Annotated in this window: 15 protein-coding genes; 6 read left to right on the top strand and 9 right to left on the bottom strand. The window is 66.3% G+C overall.

The features are described from left to right. Nucleotides 1-410: 410 nt before the first annotated feature. Nucleotides 411-1,961, top strand: a complete 1,551-nt coding sequence (murJ, locus tag U5A65_RS20655; RefSeq protein ID WP_321913803.1) for a murein biosynthesis integral membrane protein MurJ — start codon at nucleotides 411-413, stop codon at nucleotides 1,959-1,961. Nucleotides 1,962-1,966: 5 nt separating this feature from the next. Continuing rightward, on the top strand, nucleotides 1,967-2,806 hold the full coding sequence (locus tag U5A65_RS20650; RefSeq protein WP_321947313.1) for a SirB1 family protein: 840 nt from the start codon (nucleotides 1,967-1,969) through the stop codon (nucleotides 2,804-2,806). An 82-nt stretch (nucleotides 2,807-2,888) separates the two neighbouring features. On the opposite strand, the gene U5A65_RS20645 is transcribed toward U5A65_RS20650, so the two are convergent. The 5 genes from U5A65_RS20645 to lpxK form a co-directional block, all read right to left on the bottom strand. Next, on the bottom strand, nucleotides 2,889-3,647 hold the full coding sequence (locus U5A65_RS20645) for an SDR family NAD(P)-dependent oxidoreductase (protein ID WP_321913805.1): 759 nt from the start codon (nucleotides 3,645-3,647) through the stop codon (nucleotides 2,889-2,891). A gap of 196 nt (nucleotides 3,648-3,843) precedes the next feature. Then, nucleotides 3,844-4,506, bottom strand: coding sequence for an adenylate kinase (adk, locus tag U5A65_RS20640; protein ID WP_321947158.1), 663 nt, complete (start codon nucleotides 4,504-4,506; stop codon nucleotides 3,844-3,846). A gap of 298 nt (nucleotides 4,507-4,804) precedes the next feature. Continuing rightward, the gene (kdsB, locus tag U5A65_RS20635; RefSeq protein ID WP_321913807.1) at nucleotides 4,805-5,608 is read right to left on the bottom strand and encodes a 3-deoxy-manno-octulosonate cytidylyltransferase; all 804 of its coding nucleotides are present in this window, start codon (nucleotides 5,606-5,608) and stop codon (nucleotides 4,805-4,807) included. A gap of 186 nt (nucleotides 5,609-5,794) precedes the next feature. Then, nucleotides 5,795-5,998: a Trm112 family protein gene (locus U5A65_RS20630; RefSeq protein WP_028205303.1), complete on the bottom strand. Its 204-nt coding sequence runs from the start codon at nucleotides 5,996-5,998 to the stop codon at nucleotides 5,795-5,797. Continuing rightward, nucleotides 5,979-7,070 (bottom strand): tetraacyldisaccharide 4'-kinase, encoded by a 1,092-nt coding sequence (lpxK, locus tag U5A65_RS20625; protein ID WP_321947157.1) that lies wholly within the window; start codon nucleotides 7,068-7,070, stop codon nucleotides 5,979-5,981. The genes U5A65_RS20630 and lpxK overlap by 20 nt, the downstream gene beginning before the upstream one ends. 553 nt (nucleotides 7,071-7,623) lie before the next feature. Here lpxK and xseA point away from each other — a divergent pair. Continuing rightward, entirely contained in the window at nucleotides 7,624-9,000 is a 1,377-nt protein-coding gene (xseA, locus tag U5A65_RS20620; RefSeq protein ID WP_321947155.1) for an exodeoxyribonuclease VII large subunit, read from the top strand. A 441-nt stretch (nucleotides 9,001-9,441) separates the two neighbouring features. Next, the gene (sodB, locus tag U5A65_RS20615; protein ID WP_321913810.1) at nucleotides 9,442-10,020 is read left to right on the top strand and encodes a superoxide dismutase [Fe]; all 579 of its coding nucleotides are present in this window, start codon (nucleotides 9,442-9,444) and stop codon (nucleotides 10,018-10,020) included. Nucleotides 10,021-10,124: 104 nt separating this feature from the next. On the opposite strand, the gene U5A65_RS20610 is transcribed toward sodB, so the two are convergent. Beyond that, complete coding sequence (locus U5A65_RS20610) at nucleotides 10,125-10,700, bottom strand: isochorismatase family protein (protein ID WP_321913811.1); 576 nt, start codon at nucleotides 10,698-10,700, stop codon at nucleotides 10,125-10,127. Between the two features lie 63 nt (nucleotides 10,701-10,763). Here U5A65_RS20610 and U5A65_RS20605 point away from each other — a divergent pair, with 63 nt between their 5' ends. After that, on the top strand, nucleotides 10,764-11,414 hold the full coding sequence (locus tag U5A65_RS20605; RefSeq protein WP_321947153.1) for a TetR/AcrR family transcriptional regulator: 651 nt from the start codon (nucleotides 10,764-10,766) through the stop codon (nucleotides 11,412-11,414). Nucleotides 11,415-11,445: 31 nt separating this feature from the next. On the opposite strand, the gene clpP is transcribed toward U5A65_RS20605, so the two are convergent. Continuing rightward, the gene (clpP, locus tag U5A65_RS20600; RefSeq protein WP_321947151.1) at nucleotides 11,446-12,090 is read right to left on the bottom strand and encodes an ATP-dependent Clp endopeptidase proteolytic subunit ClpP; all 645 of its coding nucleotides are present in this window, start codon (nucleotides 12,088-12,090) and stop codon (nucleotides 11,446-11,448) included. 190 nt (nucleotides 12,091-12,280) lie between these two features. Here clpP and U5A65_RS20595 point away from each other — a divergent pair, with 190 nt between their 5' ends. Further along, nucleotides 12,281-13,378, top strand: coding sequence for a sigma-70 family RNA polymerase sigma factor (locus U5A65_RS20595; RefSeq protein WP_321947150.1), 1,098 nt, complete (start codon nucleotides 12,281-12,283; stop codon nucleotides 13,376-13,378). A gap of 28 nt (nucleotides 13,379-13,406) precedes the next feature. Here the strand turns inward: U5A65_RS20595 and U5A65_RS20590 are convergent, their stop codons facing one another. Both U5A65_RS20590 and mdtD read right to left on the bottom strand, forming a co-directional pair. Continuing rightward, nucleotides 13,407-14,678 carry an EAL domain-containing protein gene (locus tag U5A65_RS20590; protein ID WP_321947148.1) on the bottom strand — a complete coding sequence of 424 codons (1,272 nt, stop codon included), beginning with the start codon at nucleotides 14,676-14,678 and terminating at the stop codon, nucleotides 13,407-13,409. 280 nt (nucleotides 14,679-14,958) lie between these two features. Beyond that, nucleotides 14,959-16,401: a multidrug transporter subunit MdtD gene (gene mdtD / locus U5A65_RS20585; RefSeq protein WP_415765270.1), complete on the bottom strand. Its 1,443-nt coding sequence runs from the start codon at nucleotides 16,399-16,401 to the stop codon at nucleotides 14,959-14,961. Nucleotides 16,402-16,470 lie beyond the last annotated feature (69 nt).

Genomic DNA, 16,470 nt, shown 5'->3' with positions numbered 1-16,470 from the left:
GTGGGCTTGGCCAGCGCTCTTTGCCTGGATTTGAACCTTCGGCAGCGCTGCCGGGGAGTTCAAAACGGTATTTGCCAGTTGAGTGTTTGTTCAACTGACCGCGCCTTTTGTGCCAGAGCAGCTTCCTGCCCCCTTTCCAAGACGCGCTTCGGGTCCTCTGGGAGAACTCGAATCTGCGATTATAGCAACAGACTCGTAAGCGTGGCAATCCACGACAATTGCGGCCTTTCGGCCAGGACAAGCGCCACAGGAGGTGAACGCCTTTAACGCGACGCGGTCACAATCAGCGCGCTTTGTCTTTGCCTACCTTTTATCGGTGCGTTTGCCTGCGCCATTGCGTGGGTTTTTGCGTCGACCGTTGCGCCGCGCATCCGCGATTGAGCGGAAGGCGCCCGTATAATAGCCGCCCCATGAATCTATTCCGAGCCCTGCTGACAGTCAGCGGCTTCACGCTGCTGTCGCGCGTGACCGGTCTGGCCCGAGAAACGCTGATTGCGCGCGCGTTTGGCGCGAGCCAGTACACCGACGCCTTCTACGTCGCGTTTCGCATTCCCAACCTGCTGCGCCGCATCTCGGCGGAAGGCGCCTTTTCGCAGGCGTTCGTGCCGATTCTCGCGGAATTCAAGAACCAGAAGGGCCACGACGCCACGCGCGCACTCGTCGACGCCACGTCGACGGTGCTCGCCTGGGCGCTCGCGATCCTCTCGCTGCTGGGCATTTTCGGCGCGTCGTTCGTCGTGATCGTGGTCGCTTCGGGCTTGAAGAGCGACGGCCAAGCTTTTCCGCTCGCCGTCACGATGACGCGCATCATGTTCCCCTATATCGTGTTCATCTCGCTGACGTCGCTCGCGTCCGGCGTGCTGAACACGTACAAGCAGTTCTCGCTGCCCGCGTTCGCGCCGGTGCTGCTCAACGTCTCGTTCATTACGGCGGCCGTGGCGTTCGCGCCGCACATGAAGCAGCCCGTCTACGCGCTCGCGTGGGCCGTGATCGTGGGCGGCGTGCTGCAGTTCCTCGTGCAATTGCCGGGCTTGAAGCGCATCGACATGATGCCGCGCATCGGCCTGAATCCGCTCAAGGCGCTCGCGCACCGGGGCGTGAAGCGCGTGCTCGCGAAGATGGTGCCCGCCATGTTCGCCGTCTCGGTCGCGCAGATCAGCCTCATCATCAACACCAATATCGCCTCGCGTCTCGGCCCCGGCGCGGTGTCGTGGATCAACTACGCCGACCGTCTGATGGAGTTCCCCACGGCGCTGCTCGGCGTGGCGCTCGGCACGATCCTGCTGCCGAGCCTCTCGAAAGCGCACGTCGATGCCGATCCGCACGAGTACTCGGCGCTGCTCGACTGGGGCCTGCGCGTCACGTTCCTGCTTGCCGCGCCTTCGGCCGTCGCGCTTTTTTTCTTCGCCGAGCCGCTCACGGCCACGCTGTTCCACTACGGCAAGTTCGACGCCACTTCCGTCATCATGACGGGCCGCGCGCTCGCGGCGTACGGTGTGGGGCTGGTCGGCCTCATTCTCATCAAGATCCTCGCGCCCGGCTTCTACGCGCGCCAGGACATCAAAACGCCGGTCAAGATCGGTGTGGGCGTGCTCATCGCCACGCAGATCAGCAACTACGTCTTCGTGCCGATCTTCTCGCACGCGGGCCTGACGCTCTCGGTCGGCCTTGGCGCCTGCATGAACGCGCTGCTGCTTTTCATCGGGCTGCGCCGCCGCGGCATCTACATGCCGTCCTCGGGCTGGACGACGTTCTTCGTGCAATTGTTCGGGGCATGCCTCGTGCTGGCAGGGGCGATGCACTGGTGCGCCATCAGCTACGACTGGATCGCGCTGCGGCATGAACCGCTTGCGCGCATCGCCTTGCTCGGTGCGTGCCTCGTCCTGTTCGCGGCGCTATATTTCGGTATGCTTTGGCTCATGGGCTTCAAATACGCGTACTTCAAGAGGCGGGCGAAGTGACCACGATGACTACGCGGGTTCTGGATTATTTCAGCGCGCTCGTTGCCGACGACGAGAGCCTGCCGCTCACCGAGGCGGCGCTGGCAATCGCGCAGGACGCGTATCCCGATCTCGATCTGCAAGGCACGCTCGCCGAGATCGACGAACTCGCGTTGCGGGTGCGACGCCGCATGCACGAAGGGGCGGACGTGCGTCAGCGAGTCGCCGTGCTGAACCGCTGCTTTTTCCGCGAGCTGGGCTTCGCGGCCAACCTCAACGACTTTCTCGACCCCGAAAACAGCCACCTGAACGTCGTGCTCAAGCGCCGTCGCGGCATCCCCATTTCGCTGGCGGTGCTGTATCTGGAAATGGCGACCCAGCTCGGACTGCCGGTGAAGGGCGTGTCGTTTCCGGGGCATTTTCTGCTGCGCGTCGCGCTGCCCGAAGGCGACGAGATGCTCGATCCCACCACGGGCCGCACGCTCACCGAGTCCGACATGGTGGAGATGCTCGAACCGTTCGTGGCCAACGCGGGCGACTCCGTGGCGCGTGCGCTGCGCATGTTGCTCGAACCGGCCACGCGCCGCGAGATCGTCGCGCGTATGCTGCGCAACCTGAAGTCGGTGTATCTGCAGACCGAACGCTGGCAGCGCCTGCTGGCCATCCAGCAGCGGCTCGTGATTCTGCTGCCGGAGAACATCGAGGAAGTGCGCGACCGCGGGTTCGCTTATGCGCGGCTCGACTATCTGCGGCCTGCGCTCGAAGACCTCGAACACTACCTTGACGAGCGCCCCGACGCGGAAGACGCGACCGTGGTCGAGTCGCAGTTGCATGAGCTGCGCCAACGCACGCTCGACAACGACTGAAGCGCCTCGTTGAAAAGCGCAGACAAAAAAGCCCGCGACGAATCTCGCGGGCTTTTTTTATCGCGCGGGTGAGGGCGCGCCGTTACTTCGGCTGCATGCGGATCGCGCCGTCCAGACGGATCACTTCGCCATTGAGCATCGGATTCTCGACGATCTGCTTGACGAGCATCGCGTATTCATCCGGCTTGCCGAGGCGCGGGGGGAACGGAACCATCGCGCCGAGCGCATCCTGTACCTCCTTGGGCATGCCGAGCAGCATTGGCGTTTCGAAGATGCCGGGCGCGATCGTCATCACGCGGATGCCGCTGCGCGAAAGGTCGCGCGCGATCGGCAGCGTCATGGCGACGACGCCGCCTTTTGATGCCGCGTAGGCCGCCTGGCCGATCTGGCCGTCATACGCGGCCACCGAAGCCGTGTTGACGATCACGCCGCGCTCGCCGCCTTCGCCCGCCGCCGTCTGGGCGATCGCGGCGGCCGCGAGGCGGATCATGTTGAAGGTGCCGATCAGATTGACCGAGATGGTCTTCGAGAACGTGTCGAGCGGATGCGGGCCGTCCTTGCCCACGGTCTTGACGGCGGGCGCGATGCCCGCGCAGTTCACGAGGCCGCGCAGCGTGCCGAGCGCGGTTGCCGCGGCCACGGCACGCGCGCCGTCGTCTTCGCTCGCGACGTTGCATTTCACGAAAGCACCGCCCAGTTCCTTCGCGAGCGCGTTGCCTGCGTCCTCGTTGAGGTCGGCGATGACGACCTTGCCGCCTTCGGCCGCGATCAGACGCGCGCTGGCCGCGCCGAGCCCCGACGCGCCGCCGGTGATGAGAAATACGTTGCCGCGGATCTGCATGTTTCGTCTCCTGTCATTGGGCTATGCCTCACGTAGAGCGGAAGCCCTCGCAAGGCTATGCAAAACAAAGCGGGCCGGCTGGCGTCGCGTCCCGAGTCATCTCAGGAGTGCGGCGCCAGCCGGCCCGCAGGCAAACCAGCATGAAAGCCGAAAAAAACCGGCTTCGAATCGTGCGTTTAACGGGGCGGCGAAGCGCTTACTTGAGCGCTTCGAATGCGCGTTCGCGAATCTCGTCGACGCTGCCGAGGCCCGAGATGGCGCGATACTGCGGCGCCTTCAGGCCGTTTTCCTCACCGCGCTTGGCCCAGTCGCTGTAGTAGGCGATGAGCGGCTTGGTCTGGGCGACGTACACGTCCAGGCGCTTGCGCACCGTTTCTTCCTTGTCGTCGTCGCGCTGGACGAGCGGTTCGCCCGTCACGTCGTCCGTCATCTCGACCTTGGGCGGATTGAACTTGACGTGATACGTGCGGCCCGAACCCGGGTGCATGCGGCGGCCGCTCATGCGCGTGATGATCTCGTCGAACGGCACGTCGATCTCGAGCACGTAGTCGATCGCGACGCCTGCCTGCTTCATCGCTTCCGCTTGCGGCAGCGTGCGCGGGAAGCCGTCGAACAGGTAGCCGTTCTTGCAGTCGGGCTCCTGAAGGCGTTCCTTCACGAGATTGATGATGAGTTCGTCGGTGACGAGCTCGCCGGCGTCCATGAATCGCTTCGCTTCGAGGCCAAGCGGCGTGCCAGCCTTGACGGCCGCGCGCAGCATGTCGCCCGTCGAGATTTGCGGAATGCCGAACTTTTCCTTGATGAAGCTTGCCTGGGTTCCCTTGCCCGCGCCCGGGGCGCCCAACAGGATCAAACGCATGTGAACAATCTCCGATCTGTGTGAATTCTTGCGGCGCGGCGGCTGCACCACGTGGGGTGGGACAGCGTCGTTAGCGTCGTGCGTCTCCTCGCCCGTTCGCTCACGGCCGTCGAGGCAGTGCTGGCGGGGGCGACGGCCCGTCCCGCGCGGCTTTCGCCCGGTGTCTACGACGTGCTCTGGACACGGGGCGGCGCTGCAAGACGGTGCCGAAAAGCGGGGAAACCCCGACGCACAAAGGCTTTAGACGGCTCGCGCAAACAATTGATTATGCCATGGGATTTTTGCCCCACGGACGGAATTAAGGCCGGTATAACGCCTGCACGCGGGCGAGGTCGGCGGGCGTGTCGACGCCCGGCGAGGGTGCTTCGGCCGTCACGAGCACCGCGATGCGCTCGCCGTGCCACATCGCGCGCAGCTGCTCGAGCGCCTCGACCTGCTCGATCGGCGAATGCGCGAGCGAGGGGTAGCTGCGCAGGAATTTCGCGCGGTACGCGTACAGGCCGATGTGCCGATAAACGGTCGCGGGAGCCGGTGGGGCGGGCATTGCGCCGAGATCGAGGCGCGCCGGCGACCAGTGCGGCTGCCAGGCGTCGCGGGCCCAGGGAATGGGCGCGCGCGAGAAGTAGAGCGCCACACCGCGCGCGTCCAGTACGACCTTCACGACGTTCGGGCTGAAGATCTCCTCGGGCGCCGTGATGGGATGCGCTGCGGTCGCGATGGCGCATTCGGGGTGCGCAGCAAGGTGCGACGCAACGTCGCACACGAGCGCAGGGTCGATCAGCGGCTCGTCGCCCTGGACGTTGACCACGATCGTGTCGTCGCTCCAGCCGTAGTGTTCCGCGACCTCGGCGAGGCGGTCGGTGCCCGACGGGTGGTCGGCGCGCGTGAGCACAGCTTCGAAACCGTGCTCGCGTGCGGCGTCGAGCACGCTCTGGGCGTCCGAGGCGATCAGCACCTTCTGGGCGCCCGAGTCGCGCGCGCGCTCGGCCACACGCACCACCATCGGCTTGCCGCCGATGTCGGCGAGCGGTTTGTTGGGCAGCCGCGTGGACGCGAGGCGCGCCGGGACGACGGCGATGAAGGGTTGCACGGGAGCGGTCATGGCCAGTTGGGGCAAGGACAGGAAACGGGATTGGGATAACCGGTTCTGGAAACCGTCTCTGGAGACGACAGCGCGCCGGGTGCGGCGCGCGTGACCTGGCTTCCAGCCGGGAATGCGAAATGAACGAAATGAGCGGGGTGAGTGAGCACGGCCGCCTGGCGGCGCGCGACGCGCCGCCCGCGCGCCTTACGCGGCGCCCGGCCCGTGCGGGTCGACCGGCGTGCCTTCGACGGTTTGACGTGCTTCGTCGACGAGCATGACCGGGATGCCGTCGCGGATCGGGTAGGCGAGCTTGTCGGCATTGCAGATCAGCTCCTGCGCGGCGCGGTCATAGCTGAGCGGGCCCTTGCAGATCGGGCAGACCAGGATTTCAAGCAGACGAGCGTCCACGGAGTTTCTCCACAACCAGGGTAATGAGGCGATGATCGAGCGCGGCTTCGACGGGGACGACCCAGATGCGCGCGTCGTTCCAGGCCCCCAATTTTACTGCATCCTTTTCGGTGACCAGGATCGCGTCGGCGGCGACGTCGGCGAACGGGTTGGTTGCGTACGCGTAGTGGTCGGGCAGCGGCAGGGTTTGCGGCGCCAGGCCGGCCGCGCGCAGCGTCGCAAAAAAGCGCTCCGGCGAACCGATGCCTGCCGCCGCCACGATGCGCAGCGCGGGCTGCGACGCTTTCCCGTCCGGCGTCAGCCGGGCGCCTTGCCCCGGCGCGTCCGCGCCAGCGGCAAATTGCGCGAGCGGACGACGCAGCGCCGGATTGGCGAGATGCCAGGCGTCGCCGGGTTCGAGTTTGAGCGCGAACGTATTGGGCCAGGGCGGCAGCGTGCGCTCGAACGGATTGTTGATCAGCGTGGCGTCGCGGCTGCGCGAAAGCGGCTCGCGCAGCGGGCCCGCGGGCAGCAGAAAGCCATTGCCGCCCAGGCGATGGTCGAACACCACGATCTCGACGTCGCGCACGAGGCGGTAGTGCTGGAGGCCGTCGTCGCTCACGATCACGTCGACGTCGCTGTGTGCGCCGCACAGCGCCGTGGCCGCCGCGACGCGGTCGGGCGAGACCCACACGGGCACACCCGTGCGGCGCGCGATCAGCAAGGGCTCGTCGCCGCAAAGGCGCGCAGGCGTGTCCGCCGTGACGGGTGTCGGGCGTGCGATTTTCGCGCCGTATCCGCGCGAGACCACGCCGGGCGAGAAGCCCGCTGCGCGCAGCGCCTCGACGAGTGCGATCACCGTGGGCGTCTTGCCCGTGCCGCCCACGGTCACGTTACCGACCACGACCACCGGCACGCCCACGCGCACGCGCTTGAGCCAGCCCGCCGCGAAGGCGGCGCGGCGCGCGCCGCTCACGGCGGCGAACACGGCGGCGAGCGGCATAAGCGCCCAGGCGAGCGCGCCGCGGCGTTGCCAGGCGTGCGCAAACTGCGCTTCGGCGCGCGCCTTCAGACGGGAGACAGGGCCGCTCATCGGCAATTTGCGCGCGAAGCGCCGCACGCGGCATGCGGGGAGCAGTCAGGCAGGGCGGGCATCGGGTCGGTTCTCCGGTTCGAGGTGAGCGACAAACAAGACGGCAGACGATTGACCTGCGTAGGCGAGCGCCCGGCGCTTCGCGCGGCGCGGCGCAGGCGGTCGTGAACCCGGCACTCTAGCGCGGGTAGGCGCCACGCGGCAAGTTGGCTGGCGCACGTAATTGTCGGTTGCGTGCAAGGTGTGTGAAACGCCCGAAAAATCGCCGCCTGTGGATAACTTTGTGGAGAAGTCGGTCCCGGGAAGGCTGAAAGGCCCATTCTTCGGCCTCTCCATCGGCATGTAAGGATGTTATAGGGATAAAAAACGTATAGAAATCAATGGGATGGGATATTTTTGCGGCGTTTGCGGGCCGGGCGCGGTCATCTTGCCGCATGACAGCGTCGATGTGGACACTTCACGGGGCTTGCGAGCCGGTTCTCATTCGTGCTGGACTGCCGCCCCCCGAACGGTCTATCGTCTGTCCGGCCGACGTTTCTCCACATCCTTTCGCATGCTATCCGACCGATTCTCCGCTTCTTCCGCGCCCTCGGGCGACGTCGTCGTGCCGGTTTCGGCGCTCAACCGGGCGATTGCCTCGATGCTCGAGCGCACGTTCCCGCTTGCCTGGATTTCCGGCGAAGTGTCGAACTTTACGCGCGCTGCGAGCGGCCACTGGTACTTCTCGATCAAGGACGCGCAGGCGCAGATTCGCTGCGTGATGTTCCGCGGCCGCGCGCAGTACGCGGAATTCACGCCGCGCGAAGGCGACCGCATCGAAGTGCGCGCACTCGTCACGATGTACGAGCCGCGCGGTGAACTCCAGCTGAATGTCGAGGCCGTGCGGCGCACCGGTCAGGGCCGGCTCTACGAAGCCTTTCTGCGACTGAAGGCGCAACTCGAGGCCGAAGGGCTCTTCGACCCCGAGCGCAAACGCGCGCTGCCCTCGCATCCGCGCGCCATCGGCGTGATTACGTCGATGCAGGCCGCCGCGTTGCGCGACGTGCTCACCACGCTGTGCCGGCGTGCGCCGCACGTGCCGGTGATCGTCTATCCCGCGCCGGTGCAGGGCGCGGGCTCGGCCGAAAAGCTTACGACAATGCTGGAGACAGCGAACGCGCGCAACGAAGTGGACGTGCTCGTGCTGTGCCGCGGCGGCGGCTCGATCGAGGACCTGTGGTCATTCAACGACGAAGCGCTGGCCCGCGCGATCGCGGCCAGCGCCATTCCCGTGGTGAGCGGCGTAGGGCACGAAACCGATTCCACGATTGCCGATTTTGCCGCCGACATGCGCGCGCCGACCCCCACTGGCGCGGCTGAACTCGTCAGCCCGCAGCGCACGCTGCTGCTGCGCGACCTCGACCAGCGCCATGCCGCGCTCGCGCGCGATTTCGGCCGCCTGCTCGAGCGGCGCTCGCAGCAACTCGACTGGCTGGCGCGCCGGCTCGTTTCTCCCGTCGAGCGCCTTGCGCAGCAGCGCACGCATTTGCGCCAATTGACGATACGGCTCGCCTCGGCGGGCTCCCGCGCCACCGCCGAGGCCCGTGCGCGCCTGAACGTCATGCAGATGCGCTGGCAGCGCGCGCGGCCCGACGCCGCCGCGCAGCGCGCTCAACTGGAGTCGCTTGGCCGGCGTCTGGACGCCGCCTTCGCGCGCACGCGCGAGCGCGAAGCGGCGCGCGTATCGGAACTCACGGCGCGGCTCGAAGTGCTGAGTCCGCAGCGCACGTTCGAGCGCGGCTATGCAGCGCTGCTCGACGCGCAAAGCGGCGCGGCTGTGCGCTCGCCCGCCACGCTAAAGCCTGGCAAGCGGCTTACGGTGCACCTCGCGCAAGGCAGCGCCGACGTTGCGCTCGCCGATGTCCAGCCGCGCCTCGCTGACGGTTTCTGAGCCGGGCTCGCTGTTTGCTGCGCAAGGAAGAACCGGCGCGATCGCCTGCTCCACGACGAAAAATCGTGGCGGCGAGCGATTGTGGCAGTCTCGTTGCAGGAAGTTTGCATGGCGATTGCGCGAAGATTGCAACGCGATTGCAGCCGTCTTGTTTGCGCCCGAAACCGGCTTGGATCGCATGGCTTCGCAAAGTGCTGTTCGAGCGTCATTGCGTCGAGCATCACGTGCTGTGCAATCGGTGCAGCACGGCACCCATGAAGCGGGGAATCGGCACAAAACCGCTTAGCGGTTCATGCGCGAAAGCCCCGCGCAAACGATATCCGGCATAAAGGCCGCGCGTTTGCGGGGTTATTCCAACTCGCCTACAATCGAGTGCTCCATGCCGGCGAATTTGCAGAACTTCACGCAGAACTCCCCATAACACGACGAAGGAACCGCATCATGTCATTTACGCTCCCGCCGCTGCCGTTCGCGAAGAACGCCCTCGCTCCGCACATGTCGGAAGAGACGCTCGAGTTCCACTACGGCAAGCACCACCAGGCTTACGTCACGAATCTGAACAATCTGATCCCGGGCACCGAGTTCGAAAACCTGTCGCTCGAAGAGATCGTCAAGAAGTCGTCGGGTGGCGTGTTCAACAACTCGGCGCAGATCTGGAATCACACGTTCTTCTGGAACAGCCTCTCGCCGCAGGGCGGCGGCGCACCGTCGGGCGCGCTCGGCGACGCGATCAACGCGAAGTGGGGCTCCTACGACGCGTTCAAGGAAGCCTTCACGAAGGCTGCAGTGGGCAACTTCGGTTCGGGCTGGACGTGGCTCGTGAAGAAGGCCGACGGCTCGCTCGACATCGTGTCGACCAGCAACGCCGCCACGCCGCTCACGACCGACGCCAAGGCGCTCCTCACGATCGACGTGTGGGAACATGCTTACTACATCGATTACCGCAACGCACGTCCGAAGTTCGTCGAAGCGTTCTGGAACATCGTGAACTGGAACTTCGCAGCGCAAAACTTCGCGTGAATTTCGCGTAATACGAAGTCCTGTTCGATGTGCCGCAATGGCTGCGGCACATGCAAAAAGCCCTCGATGCGAATCGAGGGCTTTTTTGTTTTGCGCGAAGTGATTTACGCAAAAGCGGCGATGGTTTCCTGCGTCGAGCGCACGTGACCCATGTGCGGGAACAGCTTGTTGAACGAGAAGTGATGCATCTCTTCGTTCAGGCCCGAAGTGGCGTCTTCGACGAACACGAGCTTGAAGCCGAGATCGAACGCCGCGCGCGCGGTGGATTCGACGCCGAAGTTCGTGGCGATCCCGCCGATGACGATGGTGTCGATGCCGCGGCGGCGCAACTGCTGCTCGAGATTGGTGCCGTAGAACGCGCCCCATTGGCGCTTGGCGACGATCACGTCGCCGGCTTGCGCGCCGATCTCGGGCACGAGTTCGGAGGCCTCGGCCGGTGCGGGCGGCGTGTCGGGCGTGCGCCCGGGCGCGTCGGCGGGCAGCGCGAGCAGCTCGTTCAGGAGCACGTGGACCCAGACGACGGTGCCGCCCTTGGCGCGCAGGGCGTCGGCGAGCGGCTTGGCCTTGGCCACGACCTGTGCGCCGCTATAGGGCGCGACCTGGCGGCCGACGATACCGTGCTGGAGGTCGATCATCACGAGCGCCGTGGTGCGCGCGTTCAGTGAAAGTGCTTGCGTCATGGTTCACCTATATGTGAGGATGGCTTCACATAATCATACACGAATGTGAAGGAGGCTTCAGATATGGCGGCAGACCCGCTCGCGCGCAAGGAGGCGCAAAAGGAAGACGCACGCGAAAACGCACGGCGCGTGCCGCGTCAGGAACGCGCGGCGCGCACCGTAGACACGCTGCTCGAAGCCGCGGGCGAAGCCTTTGCCGAGCGCGGCTTCGAAGCGGCGACGATGACGCAGATCGCCCAGCAGGCGGGCGTTTCGGTGGGCGCGGCGTACCAGTACTTCCCGAACAAGGAGGCGCTGGCGCTGGCGCTGCGCAAACGCTACGGCGACGAAATGGACGCGCGCTGGAGTGCGCTCATCGCGGCGCACGACGATGCGGGCAAGCTGCCGCTTGCGCAACTGGTCGAGCGCCTGTTCGACCTGATGGTCGATCTGATGCACGACTATCCCGCGTATTTGCCCCTGCTTTCCGTGCCGCTCGGCTTCAAGCGCGATGCGGCCGTGCGCAATCTGCTGCGCCAGCGTTTCACGGCGCTCTTCCTGCGTTATCAGCCGGTGCTTTCGTCCGACGAGGCCTATCGCGTGGCCGAAGTCATGCTGCAGGTCATCAAGAGCCTCAACCCGCTCTACGCCGCGGCGAAACCGAAAGAACGCAAGCTGCTGGTCGCCGAGTACAAGGGCGTGCTGGCGGCGTGGCTCGCCGTGCGGCTCGCGTGAGAGCGCGAGCCGCCTGCGCCCACACCGCTCCCTAGCGCAGTAGCGGCTCTTCGCGCGACGTCAGCACACGGTCGATCAGGCCATATTCCGCGGCCGCCTGCGCCGACATGAAATTGTCGCGATCGCTGTCGTGGGCGATCTGCTCGATACCGCGTCCGGTGCGCTCGGCGAGCATCGCGTTCAGGCGCTCGCGCAGGTAAAGGATCTCGCGTGCCTGCAACTCGACATCGGCAGCGGTGCCCTGGCCGCCTCCCGAAGGCTGATGGATCATGATGCGCGCATTGGGTAGTGCGAAGCGTTTTCCGTGTGCGCCCGCTGCGAGCAGGAACGACCCCATGCTGGCCGCGAAACCCGTGCACAGCGTCGAGACATCGGGCTTGATGAACTGCATCGTGTCGTAGATCGCGAGTCCGTCGTACACCGAACCGCCCGGCGAGTTGATATAGAGGCTGATGTCCTTGTCCGCGTTTTCCGCTTCGAGAAAGAGCAGTTGCGCGACCACGAGGCTCGCGCTTTGCTCGGTCACCGGCCCAACGAGGAACACGATGCGCTCGCGCAAGAGGCGAGAGTAGATGTCGTAGGCACGCTCGCCGCGCCCCGACGTTTCGATCACGGTCGGGACGAGATTGAGCGCGCTTGGCGGCATTGCTGCATGATTCAGTGCAAAGGATGGCATGAATGGCCTCGCGTTTTTCCGTTGACGGCTGTTGGCGTTGGCGGCGCGATCGCGCCGCAGCTGCCATGACGCCCGGCGAAGCCGTCGCGTGACGAGAATATTTTTGCGTGGGGCTGTCACGCCGGCCTTGCGCCGAACGTCATGAGGGGAACGGGCGGGATCGGGCACGCATGGCGAAGGAGCGAAGCGAATGACGCAGGCGATCGACACAATCGAAGGAACAAGTCTGGAGGGCGCTGGGCGCAATGAGGCTGCGACCCCAGCGGGCGAGGCAGCCGGGCCCCGCGAACAAGCGTGGACTGACGCGCGCCGCGCCGCCGCCTTCGGCGAGGCGCGCGGGCGGCTCATTGCGCTGGCAATGCGCGTGCTGGGCAGCCGCGCGGAGGCCGAGGACGTCGTGCAGGACGCATGGTTCCGCTGGCGCGACGCCGACGCGCAAGCGTTGCGCGCGCCGCAGGCGTGGCTCGCCACGGTGACGGTGCGCCTCGCGATCGACCGGCTGCGGCGCTTGCGCCGGGAGAATGCGGGCGAACACGAAGCTGCATGGCTCGACGACGCGGCGCCCTCGGCAGAAGAGGCGGGATTGCGCGCGCGGCGGTTTTCGGACGCGCTGCTGCTCCTGCTCGAAAGGCTGGGACCGCTCGAACAGGCGGTGTTCGTGTTGCGCGAGGCCTTCGACTGCGACTACGCGCAGATCGGCGCGCTCACCGGCTGCACGAACGAACATTGCCGGCAGATCGTGCGGCGCGCCCGTGTGCGGCTCGCGCGCGAGGCCGCGCCGCAAGCGGCTCCTGCCGACAAAGTGCAGCACGCGCGCACGGCTGAGCGATTGCGCGACGTGCTGCATGCGCAGGATCGCGTGGGATTGATGGACTTGCTGGGCGTGACGGCAACGGCGCTGGTCGCGTCGAGCGTGGCCGGAGCCGCTCATCGTCACGGCACGCAGGTGGCGCCGCCCGCGCACATCCTGCGCACCGAGGCGCTCGTGTTGGACGGCGAGCCGGGCGTGGCGCTCGTCGCGCAGGACGGTGCGCTCGCGGCGTGGCTGCATGTGCGCGACGACCGCTACGGGTTGCCCGAGCCCGTCGTTTGTGTCGCGGCAATGGAAGAGGGGAGCGCGCTCCAGGCGGCCAACCGGGCTTTTGGCGGCGATGCCGTGCGCAAGCTGCTCGCCCGGCTCGCCTCGAGCGACGGCGCGGCGTGCGTGTCTACGCTCCGTGTCACCGCGCAAGCGTTCACCACGCACGACTGCGCGACGCTGCTCGCGCAGCCTCTCGTCGTGGCCTGAACCCAGGCGTGAACGCTAGTCAGCCGCGCTAGCCGCGCAAGGCGGCGTCCCAGTTGATGTCGACGCACAGCACCTGCACGCCGTGTTCCGTCTGCACGGCGACCGACGCCGTGACGCACAGGTGCGCCTCGTTGATCGACAGATAAGGGGGTGTGAACTGCACGCGGCCCGGCGCCTTCATCGCACCGATGAAGTAGGGCCGCCGCTCCCAGCTCGCGCCTTCCGAATGCAGCAGCGGCCGGAAGCGCTTGGCGCGTTGCGACGTGCGGCCGTCGGGCAGCACGTTGTCGCCGATCTGGCGGCCCGACGCGTCGAGCAGGAAGCAGCGCGCCGTGTCGTCGAGGCCGAGCAGCGGCAGCGTCGCGTCGCTCATGTTCACGCCCGCGGCAAGCTGTTTCGCCGCCGCTTCGATGGCGCTCACATACGGCGCGAGACGCGCGGACTGCGAACGCTCGCGCGCGGCCACGCGCTCGCGCAGGCGCGCCGATAGATCGTCCATGAGCTGCGCGGCCTTGGCCGGCGGCACCGGCTCGACGTCGGGCCGCGCGAAATACGCGCCCTGCACGAAGTCGGCGTTGCTCTCCAGCGCGATCAGCGCGTCGCGCTCGGTCGAAAGGCCGCCCACGAGCACGAGCTGACCCGACTCGTGCAGCATCGAGACAAGCCCCGGCAGCACGCGCTCGATATGCGCATGGCGGCTCGCTTGGGCGAGCAGGCTGCGGTCGAGCGTGACGATGTCGGGCCGCAGCTGCCACACACGGTCGATGTTCGAATGCTTCGCGCCAAAGCCGTCCAGCGCGATCACGAAGCCCGCCTTGCGCAATCCGTCGATGATTTCCGCGAAGCGCGAATTCTCGCCGCCTGCCTGCTCCGACACTTCGAGCACCACGCGCTGCGGCTGCAGGCCGAGCGCCTTGAGGCCGGCGAGCAGGGCGTCGCCGTAGCTCGTGTCCATCAGCGCGGCCGGATGCAGGCTCAGAAAGAGCCATTCGTCATGCGAATCGAACGCATTGAAGTTGCCCAGATGCAGCGATTCCGCGAGGCGCCCCAGTTCGAGCAGGTCGCCGCGGCGCGCCGCCTGCGTGAACACTTCCTGCGACGGCGCCTGCTGACCCTGCTCGTCATGCGCGCGCAGCGACGCGTGATAGCCGATCGCGCGCCGGTGCGCGACCGAAAACACGGGCTGGAACACGCTGAAGACGGTGTAGCCGCCGTACAGCACGGTGCGGCGGGCGCCTTCTTCGCCGGCAATGGGGCGAGACTGGAAGCCGGGGGGATCGATGTCGATCATGCTGGTCATTTCGTTTCGATGGCACGCGGGACGGACGGGCGGGACGCGTGAGCGTCAAGTTTACAGGATAGGACAGCAAAAAGTATGCAAGTCCCAAGTCCCGCGGCCATTGGCCTGTGTGTTGGCGCACGCGCTATTTCGGGACGGTGCCCGCGATGTTCCTGTGTTGGTGCCTGAACGCCGCGCGAACGCCGGCGACGCACGGCCGCGAGGCGCGCCGCACCTTTGCGGTGCGCGCGCCGCCGCCCGGCGATCCAACTGCAACGACCGCTGCAGCGGCCGCGGCGTATCAGGCCCGCTCGGACGGATCGGTCTTTTTCGCAGTGCGCCGCAGGTCCGACGAGAGCTGCGCGAAGATCCACGACGACCCTGCCGTGATGATGCCCACGCAAATGAACGTCGCGTGGAAGGCCGGAATTACGTTCTCGCCTGTCTTGTGGCCCATGATGCCCGTGAAGGTCGTAAGCAACGCGCCCGCGACGGTGACGCCCAGGCTCATCGAGAGCATCTGCACGAGCGAGAAGAGGCTGTTGCCGCTGCTCGCGCCGCCCGTGCCCAGGTCTTTGAGCGTGAGTGTGTTCATCGCTGTGAACTGCATCGAGTTCACGCCGCCGAAAATCGCCAGTTGCGCGATGCGCATCCACAGCGGCTCGTTAGGCGTGGAAAGCGCGAAGCTCGCCATCATGAGGCCCACGAGCACGGTGTTCGAGACCAGCACGCTGCGGTAGCCGTAACGCATGATGAGGTATGTCACGAGGCGCTTGGAGAACATGCCCGCCGCGGCGGTGGGCAGCATCATGAGGCCGGCCTCGAATGCCGTGTAGCCGAGCGCCACCTGCAGGAGCAGCGGAATCAGATACGGCATCGCGCCGCTGCCGATGCGCGCGAACAGATTGCCGAGCAGGCCCACGCTGAAGGTGTGGATCTTGAAGAGATCGAGCGAAAAGATCGGCTGCGGCGTGCGTACCGCGTGCAGACCGTAGGCCACGAACGCGGCGAGCGAGAGGATGAACAGCACGAGCACGGTGGCGTGCTGGATGCCGAACTCGCTGCGCCCGTCGAGCGCGAAGGAAATCGCGAGCATGCCGATGACGAGCAGCAGGTAGCCCGGCAGGTCGAAGCGCGGCGTGTCGGGGTTGCGGCTGTCGGGCATGAAGATGAAGGTGGCCACGCACCCCACCACGCCCACCGGCACGTTGATGAGAAAGATCCAGTGCCACGAGGCGATCTGCACGAGCCAGCCGCCGAGCGTCGGACCGATGAGCGGGCCGATCAGCCCCGGAATCGCCACGAACGAGAGCGCAGGCAGATAGCGCTCGGCGGGAAACGTGCGCAGCACGGCAAGCCGGCCGACCGGCAGCAGCATCGCGCCGCCCACGCCCTGAGCGACGCGCGAGACCACGAGCTGGTTCAGCGTATGCGCGCTCGCGCACAGGAGCGAGCCGACCGCGAATACGAAAATCGCGCCGAGAAACACACGCCGGGTGCCGAGTTTGTCCGCGAGCCAGCCCGATACGGGAATCATCACCGCCATGGTGAGCGAATACGCGATCACGACTGATTGCATGCGCAACGGTAATTCGCCCAGACTCTTCGCCATCGCCGGCAAGGCCGTGTTGACGATGGTCGAATCGAGGGTCTGCATGAAGAAGCCGGTGGCGACGAGCCACAGCATCACGGACAACGAGCGGGGCGACGGGGCGGTGCTGGATGCAGCAGTGGATTCGGACATGGGCGAGGAGTGGGGCGCGCAGGCAAGCGCCATTGTAGGGAAAACGGCGTGCGCGCGCAGACCGCAGGG

Origin of the sequence: Paraburkholderia sp. J10-1 (assembly GCF_905220165.1) — a bacterium.
Taxonomy (GTDB): Bacteria; Pseudomonadota; Gammaproteobacteria; order Burkholderiales; family Burkholderiaceae; genus Paraburkholderia.
Note: the sequence above shows the minus strand (reverse complement) of the source record. Positions and strands in the feature narration are given on the sequence as shown.

Bases quoted from the DNA above. Each gene is read 5' to 3' on its own strand.
- U5A65_RS20610 (WP_321913811.1), bottom strand. From the start codon at position 10,700: ATGACGCAAGCACTTTCACTGAACGCGCGCACCACGGCGCTCGTGATG.
- lpxK (WP_321947157.1), bottom strand. From the start codon at position 7,070: ATGAGCGGCCCTGTCTCCCGTCTGAAGGCGCGCGCCGAAGCGCAGTTT.
- adk (WP_321947158.1), bottom strand. From the start codon at position 4,506: ATGCGTTTGATCCTGTTGGGCGCCCCGGGCGCGGGCAAGGGAACCCAG.
- sodB (WP_321913810.1), top strand. From the start codon at position 9,442: ATGTCATTTACGCTCCCGCCGCTGCCGTTCGCGAAGAACGCCCTCGCT.
- xseA (WP_321947155.1), top strand. From the start codon at position 7,624: ATGCTATCCGACCGATTCTCCGCTTCTTCCGCGCCCTCGGGCGACGTC.
- U5A65_RS20650 (WP_321947313.1), top strand. From the start codon at position 1,967: ATGACTACGCGGGTTCTGGATTATTTCAGCGCGCTCGTTGCCGACGAC.
- U5A65_RS20645 (WP_321913805.1), bottom strand. From the start codon at position 3,647: ATGCAGATCCGCGGCAACGTATTTCTCATCACCGGCGGCGCGTCGGGG.
- murJ (WP_321913803.1), top strand. From the start codon at position 411: ATGAATCTATTCCGAGCCCTGCTGACAGTCAGCGGCTTCACGCTGCTG.
- U5A65_RS20605 (WP_321947153.1), top strand. From the start codon at position 10,764: ATGGCGGCAGACCCGCTCGCGCGCAAGGAGGCGCAAAAGGAAGACGCA.
- clpP (WP_321947151.1), bottom strand. From the start codon at position 12,090: ATGCCATCCTTTGCACTGAATCATGCAGCAATGCCGCCAAGCGCGCTC.
- U5A65_RS20595 (WP_321947150.1), top strand. From the start codon at position 12,281: ATGACGCAGGCGATCGACACAATCGAAGGAACAAGTCTGGAGGGCGCT.
- kdsB (WP_321913807.1), bottom strand. From the start codon at position 5,608: ATGACCGCTCCCGTGCAACCCTTCATCGCCGTCGTCCCGGCGCGCCTC.
- U5A65_RS20590 (WP_321947148.1), bottom strand. From the start codon at position 14,678: ATGACCAGCATGATCGACATCGATCCCCCCGGCTTCCAGTCTCGCCCC.
- mdtD (WP_415765270.1), bottom strand. From the start codon at position 16,401: ATGTCCGAATCCACTGCTGCATCCAGCACCGCCCCGTCGCCCCGCTCG.